This is a genomic window from Bradyrhizobium sp. (assembly GCF_028868675.1).
In the GTDB taxonomy this organism is placed as follows: domain Bacteria; phylum Pseudomonadota; class Alphaproteobacteria; order Rhizobiales; family Xanthobacteraceae; genus Bradyrhizobium.
Genome location: NZ_JAGWUA010000095.1, coordinates 1 through 17,671 on the forward strand (window position 1 = coordinate 1; position 17,671 = coordinate 17,671).

Here is a 17,671-nt window from a genome sequence, read left to right on the forward strand (position 1 = left end):
GCCATCAAGCGGCTGCTGCTCGATGGCGAGGCGGTCTACGAGGAGCCGTGGTTCTAGGCTCTGGCGACTCGGCCCCTGCCTACGGAGCGTGCATTGCACCATCCTTGGAAATCGTTGGCAATCGCATCGCGACGGCCGAGGTATCGACGAGAATCCCACGCCCCATTCCGTGTGTCTTGGTAGGATGGCGCATTCGGAGCCTGAGAGGGCGAGCATGAGGCGGCGGCAATTCGTTGCGGCGCTTTGCGGGACGGCGGCCGCGTGGCCAATGCGGCCAATCGCGGCACTTGCGTTGAACGCGCCGATCCGCATTGGATTTCTGGCGAGCGGCCCCGCCACATCGATGTTCGTCGCCTACAAGATCGAGCTCATCAAGAAGGGGCTGAAGGACAACGGTTTGGTCGAAGCCCGCGACTATCTGCTCGACGTGCGCTATGGGGCGGGAAATTACGAGCAGTTTTCAGAAATCGTACGTCAACTCGCCCAAGCGGGCGTGGGTGCGATACTTGCGAACACGCCCGCATCGGTACGCGCAGCGCAACGCCTCACGCCTCCGGTTCCTGTCATCATGCTCGCGATCAACGACCCGGTCGGGGCGGGTCTTGTTGCGAGCCTCGCGGTACCGGGCGGTCATACGACCGGCACGTCCAACCTGAACCCGGATCTGACGCCCAAGATCCTCGAATTCATACAGGCAATCATTCCCAAAGCAGCGGTCGTCGCGGCGCTGACCAATCCCCTGAATCCGACACACCCGGTCATGTTGGCCAGGCTCGGAAGCGAAGCCGGCAAGATCGGGATGACGGTCATGCCGTTCGAACTGAGCAGCGCGGACGGGCTGGATGATGTGTTTTCCCGGATCGCACAGCTACGGCCCGACGCGCTGCAAATCGTTTCCGACTCCGGCAATCTGGATTTGAGCGATCGCATCGCCGCTCTGGCCCTGGCGCATCGGCTTCCGACCTTCTCGAGCACGCCGAGCTTCGTGAAGTTCGGCGGCCTGCTCTCATACGGCGCTCCGATCGAGCCATTCTTCCTGAGAGCAGGCTATTTCGTTGCGAGGATTTTGAATGGAGCAAAGCCTGCGGAGCTGCCGGTCGAACAGGCCACGCGGATCGAATTGTGGATCAATTTGAAGACCGCCGCGGCGCTCGGCATCGACGTGCCGACGTCGCTCGTTGCGCGCGCCGATGAAGTGATCGAGTAGTTCGGAAACTTCCTCGAGCGGCAAGTAAGGGAACGTCTGCGATCCCTGCTGCCGTCAGGTCATATGCGGACATTCTCTTGGGCTCGCGTGATTTGACATCCGAATACCATTTACAAGGAGTTAAATATGAGTTTAACTTATTAATTACGGATTTCGGGAGGAGAGTTTATGCGAAAGGTTTTTCTGGCCGGGCTTTGTTCCCTGGCCTTTGCTTGCATCGCTTCGGAAGCGCCGGCGGCAGTAATTACCTGGAATACCTGGGATACCTCCTCCTCGGGGACGATGGGACCGATCGCCGTAACTTATGACGGTCCGGCCAATCTCGTGACGGGCTATCCGTCCTACCTGCCGGCTTCCACGTTCGCCGACAGTTCGGTCGTGAACAACGCGCCGCAGCCGTCGAATAACATCCTCCAGATCACAGGCGGAAGTCCCAACATTTACACGCTCACGTTCTCTCAAGCGGTGGTCAATCCCGTTTTCGCGATTTGGAGCCTTGGGCAGGGCAGGTTGCCGACATCATTCGTCTTCACCCAGACCCCGACATTTGTTGCCGGCGGTCCGAGCAATGAATACAGCGGGCAAGCAATTACGGTCAGCGGAAACACCGTGGGTGGCGTCGAAGGAAACGGCACCGTCGAGTTTCTCGGAACTTTCAACTCGCTCTCCTGGAGCAATCCCCAGCCCGAATACTGGTACGGCTTCAACGTGGGCTACACGTCAATCGCCCCCGTTCCCGAACCCGCCACATGGGCGATGATGATCCTCGGCTTCGTCGGCCTGGGCTACCTGGGGTACCGTCGCCGCAACGCCTATGCCCGTAGCGCGGCCTGATCATCCAGCCCCAATCAAGTGAGACGAAGGTCGCTTTCAGGCGGCCTTTTTCTTTTCCGCCATGTCGTTCCGGTGGCCCCGTCACAGTCTTTATTGCGATGCAACGGCACCTCGCCCGCAACGGACGGTCCAATCTGCGTCGGTTCCTCCCGATAGTGGCCAAAACATCACATCAACAGCGCATTCCAGGTGCTACAGATTGAAAACAAGCGCAGTCGATCGGCAATTGGGGGGCCTTTCATGAAGACATTCTTGCTCGGAAGCATAGCCTTGGCCGCGCTGATCGGGACCAGCCCCGCGATGGCTGCCGACATGGCCGTCAAGGCTCCGGTCGTGGCTCCGCAGTTCAATTGGTCCGGTTTCTATCTAGGGGCCCATGCGGGTTATGGCTGGGGCAATGCCGATGTTGCGTTGGTCCCGGGGCCTGGTTGGGCCTTGTTCGGAAACCCGGCCACAGATCCCCAGTATCTCATCGCCAATGGGTCTGCCACGCTCAAATCCTCGGGGGCACTGGGCGGCCTGCAAGCCGGCTACAACATCCAACGCGCGAATGTCGTTTTCGGAGTCGAAGCTGATTTCTCGTGGGCCGACATCAGCGCCAACCGAAACACGGGTGTCGTCAATCCGCCGCCAGGGGCTTTGATCGCGCCCCGCAACTTCACCGAAACCGACAAGCTCGATTGGCTTGCTACGGTCCGTGGTCGGGTCGGAGTTCCCGTGCAAAATCTCCTCCTCTATCTGACCGGCGGATTGGCCGTTGGACGTCACGAATTCTCGCAGACGATCGTCTTTCCCGGGGGGCCGGGCAACGCCAATTTCGGTTCGGTAAGTGCCACGAAAGCGGGTTGGACCGTCGGCGGCGGTCTTGAATACGCCCTCAGTCGCAATTGGACTGCCAAGGCCGAGTATCTTTACGTCGACCTCGGCACCGTCAGCGCGTTTGCCGACAGCGCAACGGCTCCCGGACTCGGTTTATCGAACGTCAGTTCGAGCAAACTCACGTTGAATATTCTTCGTGCCGGCTTCAACTACAAGTTCGACGCGAGCGGTCCTGTCGTCGCAAAGTATTAGTGCATCGATCGTTCCACGATCATCGGACTTCGAGTCGTAGAGCCGCCTCCGGGCGGCTTTTTCGTTTGCGGGCACGCAATTCCGGTGGCCCCCCGCAAGAACAGCGGATCCGAAAAGATCTTTGGCCAGCCGCGACATGCGACGTCGTTCGTCACGGCAGCCGACGGTCTCGCGCTCCGGACTAAAGTCCCGGAGGGACTTTCGGTTCCGGCTTCTCCGGATCGACATCCGGCGCGAGCGGGCTGCGGTCCGTCGCAGGGGGAACCTCTTCGACCTGAGACTTGAGATGGATTGCCTTGTCCATCAGGAACGCCGCCATGCGGGGATCAGAGGTCGATTTGGCGAACTTCAGCAGGGTCCGAATCTGACGGACCAGGTACGCACGATCCAACACGGCGATGCTCCCCAATCGCCCCCAACGGATATTCACGCGGGAACCCGGATTTCGTTCCCTCCTCAAGCGCAGGAAAATACGCTGCGGGTCGGTTCCCGACGCGACCGCGGATCCGATGGCTGGAATGCGAACGAAGCAGGGCGGCATTCGTTAACGCGGACAAGTCCGGTCTTGAGCACCACCGATGAAGCAAGTTCTCTGCCTTGCCTCATATCAGGAGGAAACGATGCGGTCGCTAGCTGCACTTGGTCTTGCGCTGTTTTCCGTCACACCGGTCATTGCACATGCGCAAGACAAGACGGTGTCCGTCGGGCCCTGGACGATTGCCACTTCCTCCAAGGCTGACAGGTTCGACAGCTGCACGATGAGCCGATCGGCCAATGAGCTGGAGGTAACGTTCGTACGAACTCGCGATGGCTTGCTCCTGCTGCTCGATTCATCGAAATGGAAGCTCGATCGCGGGAAGGCCTACGAGGTCACCTTGGTTGCAGGTTCGCGGTCGGTCCCGGCGAAGGCATTGGCCGAAACCAAGAGCGTAACGATCGCGCTGGCGGACCGCGCGTTCAACGAAAGAGTACGGACGGCCAACATTCTCGAAGTGAGAGGGGAAGGAGCGACGTTGAGCGTGCCGCTGAATGGAAGCACGGCAGCTCTTGAACGCCTGGAAACATGTTTTGAGAGAAACAGCCGTGCCGGCGCCGAGAGCAACCCGTTCGTTGCGTCGAACCGCAAGCCCTAGAGAGAGGCAAGGGACCGGCCCTTCGGGGTTTGAGGATACGCGCGCCTAGACCAAATGCCTCGCCGCCGCCGAGATCATCACCATCCCGCCCGCAATCACCGCGACGTCGAGGATAGCGGTGTGGATATGCACCGGCATCCGCTCGACGAAGGCTCTTGCGAGGAACGCCCCGGGCACCGCCATGCCGCCGATCAGGAGCGCAAGCGCCAGCACCTGCGCGGTCACGGCGCCGGCAAACCCGAACACGGAAATCTTGATGAGGCCGGTGCCGAGCGAGATCATGGCATCGGTCGCGATCACCGCCGCGCCTTCGAGGCCCGCGGCCATCAGCAGCGACAGCAGGATCACGCCCGAGCCCGAGGTGCCGCCGACCAGCACGCCATAGCCGACCGAGCCTGCCGCAAGCCCGCCGTCGCCGATCCGCAACCGACGCCGGCGCAGCATGCGGCGCAGCGGCACGCTCAGCATCAGCATGGCGCCGATCGCGAGCGCCGCACCGGCATTGGTGAGCCGCGTATAACCGTAGGCCCCGAGCGCGGTCGTGAGCGCAGCCGCCGCCAGCACGATCAGCACGCGGCGGCGGTCGGCGTGACGAAGATAGGCGACGGCGCGGCTGCCATTGGTGAAGATCGCGGAGATCGCGATGATCGGCACCACCGGCTCGGCGCCGACCAGCGGCACCAGCACCAGCGGCATCAAGGCGCCGGTGCCGTAGCCGGCGAGCCCGCCGACGATCGAGGCCAGGAGCGCGACCAGCGCGACGAGCAGAAGCTGCGAGAGCGATATGTCGGCGAAGCCCGACAGGATGCTCACGGCTTCGGATCGCGATTGGCGCGCGCCGCGGCCTGATCGGCGATGGTTGCGAGCGCGGCCGCCTCCAGCGGAAAGTCGGCGGCGAGCCAGGCATCCTCGGCCAGCGTCAGGACGTGGCCGAGCGCCGGCCCTTCGGCGAGGCCGCGCGCAATGAAGTCGGCGGCCTTGAGCGGGAATTTCGGCGGGCTCCAGCGCTGCGGCAGCTCGGCGAGCTCGCGCCAGCGCGCCGACGCCACGTCGCCACCGCCGCTCCGCGCCCAGGCCAGCAGCACCCGGTCGCGATAGCGCTCGGCGCCGAGCCGGTACAACAGCCGCCGCGCATTGGCCTCGTCCTTGTTGGCGAACCGCCACCAGCGGTGCCCCATGGAATCCAGTGCCTTGGCTTCGGCGTTGCTGAGCCGCAGCCGCGCCGCGACACGCCTGGCATCCTCGGTGACCGCGACCGTCAGCGCCGCCAGCCGCCGGATCGCATCGGGCGCAAGCGCGAGTTCGCGCTCGATCGCGATCATCGTCGCGAGCGGGCCGGTATAGGCGACGCCGCCGGCCAGCGGCTGCAGCAGCCCGCCCTCGACCATCGCGGCGGAGGCGGGGCCGGCGCCATGGGCCACCAGCAGCTTCAGCATCTCCATGCGCACCCGCTCGGCCGACAGGCTGGCGAGACCGGCGCGGCCGCGGATGCAGGCGAGATAGCCTTCGCGATCGGGCTCGCCCGCGCCGAAGGCGGCATGAATGCGGAAGAAGCGCAGCACGCGCAGATAGTCCTCGGCGATGCGCTGATCGGGATCGCCGATGAAGCGCACGCGCCGGGCCGCCGCGTCGTCGAGCCCGCCGACATGGTCGTGCACCACGCCCTCGGCGTCGACGGAGAGCCCGTTCATGGTGAAGTCGCGCCGCTCGGCGTCGCGCACCCAGTCGCGGCCGAAGGCGACCCTGGCCTTGCGGCCGAAGGTCTCGGTGTCCTCGCGCAGCGTCGTGACCTCGTAAGGGCGGCCGTCGATCACGAGCGTCACGGTGCCATGGTCGATCCCGGTCGGCACCGCCTTGATGCCGGCGCTCCTTGCGCGGCGCATCACCTCGTCCGGCAGCGCGGTGGTCGCGATGTCGATGTCGCCGGGCGGCAGCTTCAGAAGCGCGTTGCGCACCGCGCCGCCGACCACGCGCGCCTCTTCCCCGTTCCCGTTCAACAATTGCAGGACGCGCGCCGTCCCGCCGGAGGTCAACCAGGGCGCATGGTCGAGCAGGCGCACGTCGCTCATTTCTCAACCATCATTTTTCGACACCTGATTTCTCCAACCCCGATCTCTCCACACCTGATTTCTCCAGTCCTGGCACCAGGCGGCCGTTCTCGATGTGGGCCGGCACGTAGGTCGATTCCGGCGGGGCGCCGGAGAAATGCGCGAGCCCGACCAGGCTCGCGATCACCAGCAGGAACGCCAGCAGCGCGAGGCGGGCGATGGTGGAGACCGACCAGGAGGATTGCACCAACAGGCTGGAACGGGTCGCGACCAGGAACAGCGCATAGACGGCGAACGGAATGAGGAAAATTCCGATCTCGGTCAGCGCCGGCCGGATCATGGCAGATAGATCCGCTCATAGAGCACACGCAATATCCCTGCGGTCGCGCCCCAGATGTACCGCTCGGCAAACGGCATGGCGTAGTAGGAGCGCTCCATGCCGCGGAATTCCTTGCTGTGCAGCTGATGGTTGTCCGGGTTCATCAGGAAGGATAGCGGCACCTCGAAGGCATCATCAACCTCGGAATGGTTGATGGCGAGCGAAAAGCCCGGCCGCACCCGGGCGACCGTCGGCAGGATCCGGAAGCCGAAGGCGGTGCCGTAGAGATCGAGATAGCCGATCGGCTCGACGAATTCGCGCGCCAGCCCGACCTCTTCCTCGGCCTCGCGCAGCGCGGCGTCGAGCGGAGAGGCATCGGTCGCGTCGATCTTGCCGCCGGGAAAGGCGATCTGGCCGGCATGGCTGTTGAGATGGGGCGAACGCTGCGTCAGGAGCACGGTCGGCTCGGGATGGTCGACCACGGGAATCAGGACCGCAGCCGGCCGCACCGGCTGCTCGCGCGCGATGATCTCCAGCATCCTGTCGGTGCCGGGATCGCCCGAGGCCGGAATGATGTTCGGGTCGTACAGGCCGCGCGGAACGTCGAAGCCGAGCCGCAGCTTCGAGCGGCCGAAAAACTCCGCCGCGCCGACGCCGGCGGGTTGGTCCTTCAATATCTGCTCGCTCAAGGCGCGGCCCTCACCTGCTCCGCATCGGCCATCGGGAAGAACTCGCCGGCCGACTCGACGCCGAACATCGGCTGGCCATCGACCATCCGCTCCTCGCCGATGTCAACCAGATCGTAGTAGATCGCGCGGGTGACCTTGGCCCAGAGATCGGCACGAACGTGGAGATAGGGCGTCAGCCCGCCATCCGCCGCCTCCGCGAAGCGCAAGCCGTGCGCGCGATCGCAGGTGACCCAGTCGTCGACGTTGGTGCGGAAGCACAGCACGCGCCCGTCGCCCTCGCCGTCCTGCCGCATCTCGACCGCCATGAACGGCGCATCGTCGACGCGAATGCCGACCTTCTCCACCGGCGTGACGAGAAAGTGCTTGTCGCCCTCGCGCTTCAGGATGGTCGAGAACAGGCGCACCAGCGCCGGGCGGCCGATTGGCGTGCCCATGTAGAACCATGTACCATCGCGAGCGATTCGGATGTCGAGATCGCCGCAGAACGGCGGATTCCACAGATGCACCGGAGGCAGACCCTTGTGGGCGCCGCCGGCATTCCTGGCGGCGGCGGTCAACCCTTCAAGTCCCTGGCCGGTGCTCTGCCCTTGGTTCGCCATGGTTGGCCCCGATCTTCGTTGGTTCTGATCTTCGTCAATTGGCACGATTGGTGCAGGTCTAAGTTGTAGTTTGGTGTGCGGTTCCACACCGGGATCGCCCGGGGTCGAGGTCGCCACTTCGTGATGCCCTACATACCCTCAAGCCGATAAGGTGGGGATAGGTTAATTCAACGAATACATGGCCTTCCTGCAAGTTTAGCATGGAGCCCATGACATGACGACGCAGCAGCTTGCGCGAGCGGCCAGGGAGCTAACCGATGGCGGAAAGTGTCGAAAAACTCGAGGACGGGATCGTCCGGTCGGCCGAGCAGGTCTCGGCGCAGATTCGCGCGGCCAAGGACGCGATCGCGAACGTGATCTTCGGCCAGGACCGGGTGATCGAGAACACGCTGGTGACGATCCTCTCCGGCGGTCACGCGCTCCTGATCGGCGTGCCGGGCCTTGCCAAGACCAAGCTCGTCGAGACGCTCGGCGTCACGCTCGGCCTCGATGCCAAGCGCATCCAGTTCACGCCCGACCTGATGCCCTCGGACATTCTCGGCGCCGAGGTGCTGGACGAGAGCGCCGCGGGCAAGCGCTCGTTCCGCTTCATCGCCGGCCCCGTGTTCGCGCAGCTCCTGATGGCCGACGAGATCAACCGCGCCAGCCCGCGCACGCAATCGGCGCTGTTGCAGGCGATGCAGGAGCAGCACATCACGGTCGCCGGCGCGCGCCATGACCTGCCGAAGCCGTTCCACGTGCTCGCGACGCAGAACCCGCTGGAGCAGGAAGGCACCTATCCGCTGCCCGAGGCGCAGCTCGACCGCTTCCTGATGGAGATCGACGTCGACTATCCCGATCGCGACGCCGAGCGGCGCATCCTGTTCGAGACCACCGGCGCGGAGGAGACGCTGGCGAAGGGGTCGATGAACGTCGAGGCGCTGATCATCGCGCAGCGGCTCGTCCGTCGTCTGCCGGTCGGCGATTCCGTGGTGGAGGCGATCCTGTCGCTGGTCCGCTCGGCCCGCCCGGGACCCGAGGGCGGCGACGCCGGCAAGCTGATCGCCTGGGGACCCGGTCCCCGCGCCAGCCAGTCGCTGATGCTGGCGGTGCGCGCCCGCGCCCTGCTCGACGGCCGCCTTGCGCCCTCGATCGACGACGTGCTCGACCTCGCCGAGCCGGTGCTGAAGCATCGCATGGCGCTGACCTTCTCAGCCCGCGCCGAAGGGCGCACGATTCCGGACGTGATCCGGCAGTTGAAGACACGGATCGGTTGATGGCCGCGGAAAACGGGCACACAGCCAGGGAGATCGTAGCGATCCGACGCGCCGATGGCGAAAGCCGCACGCTCGCCGCCTCGCTGCCGCGCCTCGTGCTGGAAGCCCGCCGCATCGCCGCCAACGTCATCCACGGCCTGCACGGCCGCCGCCGCGCCGGCTCCGGCGAAAGCTTCTGGCAGTATCGCCGCTTCGTCTCCGGCGAGCCGTCGCAGAACGTCGACTGGCGGCGCTCGGCGCGCGACGACCATCTCTATGTCCGCGAGCAGGAATGGGAAGCCGCGCACACGGTATGGATCTGGCCGGACCGCTCGCCCTCGATGGCGTTTGCCTCGAAGCGGGCGCGCGACTCCAAGCTCGAGCGCGGCCTGATCGTCGCCTTCGCGCTGGCCGAGCTCCTGGTCGCCGGCGGCGAGCGCGTCGGCATCCCCGGCCTGATGAGCCCCACCGCAAGCCGCAGCGTCATCGACAAGATGGCGCAGGCGATGCTGCATGACGAAGCCGAGCGCCCGAGCCTGCCACCGTCCTTCGTGCCCTCCGCGCTCGCCGAGATCGTGGTGCTCTCCGACTTCTGGTCGCCGATCGCGGAGATCCGGACCATGCTCGCCGGCCTGTCCGGCTCCGGCGCCCACGGCGCGCTGGTGCAGATCGTGGATCCCGCCGAAGAGACCTTCCCCTATTCCGGCCGCATCGAATTCATCGAGCCGGAAGGTTTTGGCGCGATCACCGCGGGCCGGGCCGAAAGCTGGGCGCAGGACTACACCGCGCGGCTGGCGCTGCACCGCGACCAGATCCGCAACGAGACCAACAGGCTCGACTGGCTGTTCACGACGCATTCGACCGAGCGCTCCGCCGCCGAACTGCTGCTGTTCCTGCATGCCGGCATGCAGGTCAGCAAATCCGGCGCGCGCTCCTCGACCATCAAGGCGGGGCCGGCCGCATGATGGGATTGCCCCTCGCCTTCACCGAACCGCTGCTCCTGATCGGGCTCGTCAGCCTGCCGGTGCTGTGGTGGCTCTTGCGCGTGATGCCGCCGCGGCCGCGCCGGATCGAGTTTCCACCGACGCGGCTGTTGTTCGACATTGCGCCGAGGGAAGAGACGCCCTCGCGCACGCCGTGGTGGCTGACCGCGCTGCGCCTGCTCGCGGCCGCGCTGGTGATCTTCGCCGCCGCGGGCCCGATCTGGAATCCGCAGACCGGCCTCGCCGCCAGCAAGGCGCCTTTGATGATCGTGCTCGACGACGGCTGGAGCGCCGCCTCGAACTGGGACGCGCGGATCAGGGCCGCCGACGAGCTGATCGCCGATGCCGAGAACGACCGCCGCGCCATCGCGCTGGTGCCATTGTCGGAACCGAACCGCGACATCACCCTGATGCCGGCCGGCGCCGCGCGCGTCGCGCTGCGGCAACTGACGCCAAAGCCGTATTCCATCGATCGCGTTGAAACCTTGACCGCGATGGATCGTTTCCTGAAATCGACCGGCGATTGCGAGATCGCCTGGCTCTCGGACGGCGTCGATACCGGCCGCGGCGAGGAATTCGTCCAGGGCCTCGGCAGGACGATCGGAGATCGCGCCTTGACGATCTTTGCAGGTGGCACGCCCTCCCCGCTCGCGCTGGTCGCGGCCGAAAACGCGGCCGCCAAGATGACGGTCAAGGTGCTGCGCACCGACAGCGGCCTTGCCGCCGGCACCGTGCGGGCGCTCGACCAGAAGGGCTCGCCGATCGGCGAGGCGCGCTACGCCTTCGCCCCCCAGGACAAGGAGACCGAGGCGGCGTTCGACCTGCCGGTCGAGTTGCGCAACGACATCACCCGGCTCGAAATCGCCGGCGAGCGCTCGGCCGGCGCCGTGCAGCTCCTCGACAAGCGCTGGCGCCGGCGAGCGATCGGCATCGTCTCGGGCTCGAGCAGCGAGACGGCGCAGCCCCTGCTGGCGCCGACCTTCTATCTCACCCGCGCACTCTCGCCGTTCGCCGACGTCCGCCTGCCCGACAAGGGCGCGCCGCAGCAGGGCATCACGCAATTCCTCGACCAGAAGCTGCCGATGATCATCCTCGCCGACGTCGGCACGATCGCGCCCGAGCTGCGCGAGCGCCTCAACGCCTGGATCGACCAGGGCGGCGTGCTGGTGCGCTTCGCGGGTCCGAGGCTCGCACAGGCCGAAGACGATCTCGTACCGGTGAAGCTGCGCAAGGGCGGCCGCACGCTCGGCGGCAGCCTGACCTGGGAGAAGCCGCAGCACCTGACGGCCTTCACCGCCGACGGTCCGTTTGCCGGCATCGCGGTGCCAAAGGACGTCACCGTCAACCGGCAGGTGCTCGCCGAGCCCGACGCGGTGCTCGCGACCAGGAGCTGGGCCTCGCTCGAGGACGGCACGCCGCTCGTCACCGGCGAGCATCGCGGCAAGGGAGTGGTAAGCCTGTTTCACGTCAGCGCCGACATGCGCTGGTCCGATCTGCCGATGTCGGGCACCTTCGTCGAGATGCTGAGACGGATCGTCGACATGTCCGGCTACACGTCCAAGCCCGGCGCCGGCGTTGCCGGCGAGCCGAGCACCGAGACGGTGGCGCCGCTGCACATCCTCGACGGCTTCGGCGCGTTCGGCCCGCCGCCGGCGAGCGCCAAGCCGCTGTCGGCCGACTATCGCGACCGCGCCACCTCCGACCATCCGCCCGGCTTCTACGGGCCCGCGGAAGGCCCGCTGGCCGTCAACACGCTCGCCGCCGCCGACCGCATCGCGGCGCTCGACACCGCGAGCCTCAACGCCCGCCACGCCACCTACACCAACGCTGAGCCGCGCGACCTGCGCGGCTGGCTGCTGTCGGCCGCGCTCGCGCTGTTCCTGATCGACGCGGTCATCGTCGCGCTGCTCGGCGGCGGGCTGGCCGCGCTGCTGCGCCGCCGCGCCGCGCCGGCCGCGATCGCCTTCGGCCTGATCCTCGCCGGCGCGCTGGCGCCGTTCCCGGCGCGCGCCCAGAGCGCAAGCGACGATTTCGCCATGCGCGCGGTGTCGCAGACCCGGCTCGCCTATGTCGTCACCGGCAATGCCGACGTCGATTCCATCGTCAAGGCCGGCATGGCCGGGCTGACGCTGTTCCTGGCGCAGCGCACCGCGCTCGAGGCCGGCGATCCCGTCGGCGTCGATCCCGCCCGTGACGAACTCGCCTTCTTCCCGCTGATCTACTGGCCGATCGTGCCCGGCGCGCCGAAGCCACCGCAGGACGCCATGAACAAGATCGACGCCTACATGAAGCAGGGCGGCACCGTGGTCTTCGACACCCGCGACGCGGTCGAGGCACCGCCCGGCAAGAACGGCGCCTCGCAGACGCCCGGCATGCAGGCGTTGCGCGATATCCTGTCGTCCCTCGACGTACCGGAACTCGAGCCGGTGCCGCGCGAGCACGTGCTGACCAAGACCTTCTATCTGCTGCGCGACTTCCCCGGCCGCTTCAACTCCGGCCAGACCTGGGTCGAGGCCCTGCCGCGCGACGACGATGACGAGGCGGCCTCGCGGCCGGCGCGCGGCGGCGACGGCGTCTCGCCGATCATCATCACCTCGAACGACCTCGCCGGCGCCTGGGCGCTCCGTCCCGACGGCCAGCCGATGCTGCCGCTCACCCCAGGCGAGCCGCGCCAGCGCGAATTCGCCTTCCGCGCCGGCGTCAACATCGTGATGTACACGCTGACCGGCAACTACAAGGCCGACCAGGTGCACGCGCCGGCCCTGATCGAGCGGTTGGGGCAATAGGATCGCCATGAACTACGGCATCGCCTTCACGCCGCTGGTGCCCTCGCTCGTGCTGTGGCTCGCCCTCGGCGCCATCGTGGTCATGGCCGGCATCCTGCTGCTCGCCCGGGCGCGCGGCGCCGCGGTGCGCGTGGCCGCGCTGGCGCTGTTCCTGCTCGCGCTCGCCAACCCCTCCTTCACCCGCGAGGACCGCGAGCCGCTGACCTCGGTCGCCGCCGTCGTCGTCGACAAGAGCCCGAGCCAGAACTTCGGCAACCGCACCCGCGAGGCGGCGCAGGCGCAGGAGGCGCTGCTCGACAGCCTGAAGAAGATCAAGGGCCTCGAGGTGCGCGTGGTCGATGCCGGACAGGCCGACGGCGAGACCGACGGCACGAAGCTGTTCGGCGCACTCGCCTCCGCGCTGTCCGACGTGCCGGTCGACCGCGTCGCAGGCGCCTTCCTGATCACCGACGGCCGCGTCCACGACGTTCCCGCCAACGCGGCTGCGCTCGGCTTCCAGGCGCCGGTGCATGCCCTGATCACGGGCCAGAAGGGCGAGCGCGACCGCCGCATCGCGATCACGGCCGCGCCGCGCTTCGGCATCGTCGGCCAGACCCAGACCATCACCTACCGGCTCGACGACCAGGGCGTGAGCGGCGAGCGCGCCAAGGTCACGATTCGCCGCGACGGCGAGATGATCAGCGAACGCACGCTGTCGAGCGGCCAGACCTCCAGCGTCGACGTCGACATCAAGCATGCCGGCCCGAACATCGTGGAGATCGAGGCCGCGCCGCTCGAGCGCGAGCTCACGCCGGTCAACAACCGCGCGGTGGTGGCGATCGACGGCGTGCGCGACAAGCTGCGCGTGCTGCTCGTCTCCGGCGAGCCGCATTCCGGCGAGCGGACCTGGCGCAACCTGCTGAAGTCGGACGCCAGCGTCGATCTCGTGCATTTCACGATTTTGCGTCCGCCGGAGAAGCAGGACGGCACGCCGATCAACGAATTGTCGCTGATCGCGTTTCCGACCCGCGAGCTGTTCCAGCAGAAGATCAACGAATTCCAGCTGATCATCTTCGACCGCTACGCCCGCCAGGGCGTGCTGCCGATCGCCTATTTCGACAACATCGCGCGCTATGTGCGCGCGGGCGGCGCGGTGCTGGTCTCGGCCGGCCCCGACTACGCCTCGAACACCAGCATCTGGCGCACGCCGCTGGATTCGGTGCTGCCGGCCGAGCCGGTCGGCGTGACCGAGAAGCCGTTCTATGCGCATCTCTCCGACACCGGCAAACGCCATCCCGTCACGCGCGGCCTGGAAGGCTCGGCGAGCGAGCCGCCGCATTGGAGCCGGTTCTTCCGCACCGTCGATACCCGCAACGCGATCAGCCCGCCGGTCATGACCGGGGCCGACGGCAAGCCGCTGTTGTTCCTGTCGCGCTTCGGCGAGGGCCGCGTGGCGCTCCTGCTCTCCGACCACATCTGGCTGTGGGCGCGCGGCTATGAGGGCGGCGGCCCGCATCTCGATCTGCTCAGGCGGATGTCGCACTGGCTGATGAAGCAGCCCGATCTGGACGAGGAAGCGCTGCGCCTGCAGGTGCAAGGCAAGGATCTCGTGGTGGTGCGCCAGACCATGTCCGACAGCGTGCAGCCCGTGACGGTGACCTCGCCTTCCGGCGTCACGCACGACCTGACGCTGAATGCCGGCGAGCCCGGCGAGTGGCGTGCGAGCCTGCCGGCGAGCGAGCTCGGCCTGTGGCAGGCGACCGACGGCACGCTGAAGGCGCTGATCAACGTCGGGCCGACCAACCCGAAGGAATTTTCGGAAGTGACCTCCTCGACCGACGTGGTGAAGCCCTTGGCGCAGGCCACCGGCGGCGACGCGGTGCGCATCGCCGACGGCGGAAGCGTCGAACTGCCGCGCATCGTGCCGGTGCGCTCGTCGACGGTATTCCACGGTGACGGCTGGATGGGTGTCAGGATGCGCGAGGCCAGCGTCGTCAAGGGCGTCGGCGTGCTGCCGATCTTCGCCGGCCTGATCGGGCTGTTGCTGCTGCTCGGCGCCTTCGCCGCGACCTGGGTCCGCGAGGGGCGCTGACGCGCACCGCAGTTGCGGAAAGATCACATCGAGCGAGCGGGCGGCGACGGCAGCCGTGCGGCCGTTGACACCGGCGACGGCTTCGCGCGAGTGTGTTTTCGCATGAAGTGGTTCCGATCGAACATCAGGCGCGGCGCCCGGCTCGCGCTCTTCGCGCTGCTGGTGCAGTTCGCGCTGTCGTTCGGACACAGCCACGGGTTCGCGCAGGCCGCGCCGATCCTGAAATCCACGCCGCAGCAGGCCGCACAGCAGCAGTCCCCCGATATCCCGGACCGGGATCAACGCGGCGACGACAATTGCGCGATCTGTGCGGTGGTGTCGATGGCGAGCACCGTGGTGTTCGCAACACCGCCATCGCTGGTGCTGCCGCAGGCGGTCGAATTCCTCTATCTCACCACCGACGCCGAATTCATTCATCTGAAGACGGCCGGCACGGCGTTCCAACCGCGCGCCCCTCCCGCGTCCTGATCCTCAAGACTTGATCCATCGCGTCCCGGGCTCGTCCGCGCTTTCGCGCAAGTCCGCTTGCTCCGGGATGCAATCGAAGTCGCACTCCGTCGCATCGCGACGGCAGGCCGCCGCCCATCCATGAAACATCCAGCGGCCGGCGCCTGATCCGGAATCGGGACAATGACATCGTCATCACGACGCGCGCCGCGTCTGGGCGGAGTAAGCCTGCTCCTGCTCGGCATCGCCGCCACGACTGCCTCGGCAGAAGACAAGCCGGCGATGGAGCTGCCGGCCGTGGCGGTCACCGCACCAAGCCCCGCCGTCCGGCGGCCTACCGTACCCGCACGCACCGCGGCACGCATCGCGCACGGAACCGCACGCAACCGCGAGCGCGGCCCGGAGGCGGCGCCTGCCGCGCCCCCACAAGGCGCGCTGCCGATCGTCGCGGACCAGTTTGCGACCGTCACCGTCGTGCCGAACGAGGACATCCTCCGCGCGGGCGGCGGGCAGCTCGGCGACCTCCTGTTCGCAAAGCCCGGCATCACCGGCTCGGGCTTCGCGCCCGGCGCCTCGAGCCGGCCGATCATCCGCGGCCTCGACAACAACCGCGTCGGCATCGTCGAGAACGGCACCAACGGCGGTGGCGCGTCCGATCTCGGCGAAGATCATTTCGTTCCCATCGATCCCCTTGCCACCAGTCAGGTCGAGGTGGTGCGCGGACCGGCGGCGCTGCGTTACGGCTCGACCTCGATCGGCGGCGTCGTCAGCGCGACCAACAACCGCATTCCCGACTCGCTGCCGACTTGCGCGGCGCCGCAGCCGGCGCCTTGCGTCACCGCCGAGACGCGCACCGCCTTCAGCTCGGTCGATCGCGGTGCCGAGGGCGGCGTGCTGCTCGACGGCGGCGCCGGGCATTTTGCCGTCCATGCCGATGCCTATGGCCGCAAGACCTCGGACTACGGCATTCCCGGCTATCCGTACCTGTTCGACCAGACCCGCCCGGTGAACGGCCGCCAGCCGAATTCGGCGACGCAGTCGGACGGCGCCTCGCTCGGCGGCTCCTATCTCTTCCAGGGCGGCTTCATCGGCGCCGCGATCACCCAGAACGACTCGCTCTATCATATCCCCGGCATCGACGGCGCCGACCACAACACCCGCATCGACGGCCACCAGACCAGGATCAACGTCAAGGGCGAGGTGCGGCCCGACGCCGCCGCGATCGAGGTCATCCGCCTCTGGGCCGGCGCGACCGACTACCGCCACAACGAGATCGGGCTGCTCGTCCCGGCGGATCCCACGACCGACGGCGTGCGGCAGACCTTCACCAACAGGGAGCAGGAGCTGCGCACCGAGGTACAGCTGATGCCGTTCAACGCGCGTTTTGCCGAGGTGACGACGACGTTCGGCCTGCAGGCCGGCCATCAGGAACTGACCGCGCCGAGCCCGGACAATCCCGGCACGCCGTTCAACGGCCTGTGGGATCCGAACCGCAACGATCGCGTCGCCGGCTACGCCTTCAACGAGTTCAGGTTCGGCGGAGAGACGCGGGCGCAGATCGCCGGACGCATCGAGCATGTCGAGCTGCACGGCACCACGCCGGACTTCCCTGCCGACTATCTGCCGAACGGCGCGCCGCAGGCCGCCGTCGCGCGCACTCCGGCCTACACGCCGAAGAGCGGCGGCATCGGGCTGCTGCGGGATCTGCCGGGCGGCATGGTCGGCAGCATCACCGCGCAATATGTCGAGCGCGCGCCAAGACCCGCCGAACTGTTTTCGCGCGGCGCCCACGACGCCACCGACACCTTCGACATCGGCAATCCGAACCTGGCGATCGAGACGGCAAGGTCCGTCGAGGTGGGCTTGCGCAAGGCGACGGGGCCGTTCCGGTTCGAGGCGACCGCCTACGCCACCCGCTTCCACAATTTCATCTATCGCCGCCTCACCGGCGTGATGTGCAATGACGATTTCGCCTCCTGCGGCACGCCCGGCGCCGAGCTGAACCAGGCGATCTATTCCCAGCGCGACGCCACCTTCCGCGGCGGCGAATTCCAGTCGCAGCTCGACGTCGGGCCGTTCGAGGGCGGCATCTGGGGCATCGAGAACCAGCTCGACGTCGTCCGCGCCACCTTCACCGACGGCAGCAACGTGCCGCGCATTCCGCCCCTGCGCATCGGCGGCGGGCTGTTCTGGCGCGACGCCAACTGGCTGATGCGCATCAACCTGCTGCACGCCTTCGCGCAGAACAA

General features: G+C 67.1%; 16 protein-coding genes. 10 read left to right on the plus strand and 6 right to left on the minus strand.

The annotated features are described in order from the left end of the window. The first annotated feature begins 214 nt into the window (after positions 1 to 214). From KGM94_RS14060 to KGM94_RS14070, 3 genes are all read left to right on the plus strand, one after another. A complete protein-coding gene (locus KGM94_RS14060) occupies positions 215 to 1,207 on the plus strand; it encodes an ABC transporter substrate-binding protein (protein WP_300259813.1) in 993 nt (330 codons plus the stop codon). Between the two features lie 168 nt (positions 1,208 to 1,375). Further along, positions 1,376 to 2,041, plus strand: a complete 666-nt coding sequence (locus tag KGM94_RS14065) for a PEPxxWA-CTERM sorting domain-containing protein (RefSeq protein WP_300259815.1) — start codon at positions 1,376 to 1,378, stop codon at positions 2,039 to 2,041. 240 nt (positions 2,042 to 2,281) lie between these two features. Then, positions 2,282 to 3,112, plus strand: a complete 831-nt coding sequence (locus KGM94_RS14070) for an outer membrane protein (protein ID WP_300259817.1) — start codon at positions 2,282 to 2,284, stop codon at positions 3,110 to 3,112. 181 nt (positions 3,113 to 3,293) lie between these two features. On the opposite strand, the gene KGM94_RS14075 is transcribed toward KGM94_RS14070, so the two are convergent. Further along, a complete protein-coding gene (locus tag KGM94_RS14075) occupies positions 3,294 to 3,506 on the minus strand; it encodes a hypothetical protein (protein ID WP_300259819.1) in 213 nt (70 codons plus the stop codon). 184 nt (positions 3,507 to 3,690) lie between these two features. Between KGM94_RS14075 and KGM94_RS14080 the strand changes: the two genes are divergently transcribed. After that, positions 3,691 to 4,245 (plus strand): hypothetical protein, encoded by a 555-nt coding sequence (locus KGM94_RS14080; RefSeq protein WP_300259821.1) that lies wholly within the window; start codon positions 3,691 to 3,693, stop codon positions 4,243 to 4,245. Between the two features lie 45 nt (positions 4,246 to 4,290). Here the strand turns inward: KGM94_RS14080 and KGM94_RS14085 are convergent, their stop codons facing one another. Genes KGM94_RS14085 through KGM94_RS14105 form a run of 5 tightly spaced genes read right to left on the minus strand, consistent with a single transcriptional unit; the run spans position 4,291 to position 7,900 of the window. Further along, a complete protein-coding gene (locus KGM94_RS14085; protein ID WP_300259823.1) occupies positions 4,291 to 5,058 on the minus strand; it encodes a TSUP family transporter in 768 nt (255 codons plus the stop codon). Further along, positions 5,055 to 6,314 carry a CCA tRNA nucleotidyltransferase gene (locus KGM94_RS14090; protein ID WP_300259825.1) on the minus strand — a complete coding sequence of 420 codons (1,260 nt, stop codon included), beginning with the start codon at positions 6,312 to 6,314 and terminating at the stop codon, positions 5,055 to 5,057. Before KGM94_RS14090 ends, KGM94_RS14085 begins: the two co-directional genes overlap by 4 nt. Positions 6,315 to 6,324: 10 nt before the next feature. Continuing rightward, positions 6,325 to 6,633, minus strand: coding sequence for a DUF6111 family protein (locus KGM94_RS14095; RefSeq protein WP_300259827.1), 309 nt, complete (start codon positions 6,631 to 6,633; stop codon positions 6,325 to 6,327). After that, entirely contained in the window at positions 6,630 to 7,301 is a 672-nt protein-coding gene (locus KGM94_RS14100; protein ID WP_300259830.1) for a CoA pyrophosphatase, read from the minus strand. Before KGM94_RS14100 ends, KGM94_RS14095 begins: the two co-directional genes overlap by 4 nt. Beyond that, positions 7,298 to 7,900, minus strand: coding sequence for a DUF1285 domain-containing protein (locus KGM94_RS14105; protein WP_300259832.1), 603 nt, complete (start codon positions 7,898 to 7,900; stop codon positions 7,298 to 7,300). The genes KGM94_RS14100 and KGM94_RS14105 overlap by 4 nt, the downstream gene beginning before the upstream one ends. Before the next feature lie 257 nt (positions 7,901 to 8,157). On the opposite strand from KGM94_RS14105, the gene KGM94_RS14110 reads away from it, so the two are divergent. From KGM94_RS14110 to KGM94_RS14135, 6 genes are all read left to right on the plus strand, one after another. Continuing rightward, positions 8,158 to 9,156 (plus strand): MoxR family ATPase, encoded by a 999-nt coding sequence (locus tag KGM94_RS14110; protein WP_300259834.1) that lies wholly within the window; start codon positions 8,158 to 8,160, stop codon positions 9,154 to 9,156. Further along, complete coding sequence (locus KGM94_RS14115) at positions 9,156 to 10,100, plus strand: DUF58 domain-containing protein (RefSeq protein WP_300259836.1); 945 nt, start codon at positions 9,156 to 9,158, stop codon at positions 10,098 to 10,100. The genes KGM94_RS14110 and KGM94_RS14115 overlap by 1 nt, the downstream gene beginning before the upstream one ends. Further along, positions 10,097 to 12,904, plus strand: coding sequence for a DUF4159 domain-containing protein (locus tag KGM94_RS14120; RefSeq protein WP_300259838.1), 2,808 nt, complete (start codon positions 10,097 to 10,099; stop codon positions 12,902 to 12,904). Before KGM94_RS14115 ends, KGM94_RS14120 begins: the two co-directional genes overlap by 4 nt. A 7-nt stretch (positions 12,905 to 12,911) precedes the next feature. Continuing rightward, the gene (locus tag KGM94_RS14125) at positions 12,912 to 14,975 is read left to right on the plus strand and encodes a hypothetical protein (RefSeq protein WP_300259841.1); all 2,064 of its coding nucleotides are present in this window, start codon (positions 12,912 to 12,914) and stop codon (positions 14,973 to 14,975) included. Positions 14,976 to 15,077: 102 nt separating this feature from the next. Next, positions 15,078 to 15,443, plus strand: coding sequence for a DUF2946 family protein (locus tag KGM94_RS14130; protein WP_300259843.1), 366 nt, complete (start codon positions 15,078 to 15,080; stop codon positions 15,441 to 15,443). Positions 15,444 to 15,605: 162 nt separating this feature from the next. After that, positions 15,606 to 17,671, plus strand: a 2,066-nt coding sequence (locus tag KGM94_RS14135) for a TonB-dependent receptor (RefSeq protein ID WP_300259845.1), incomplete at its 3' end; no start/stop codon positions are given.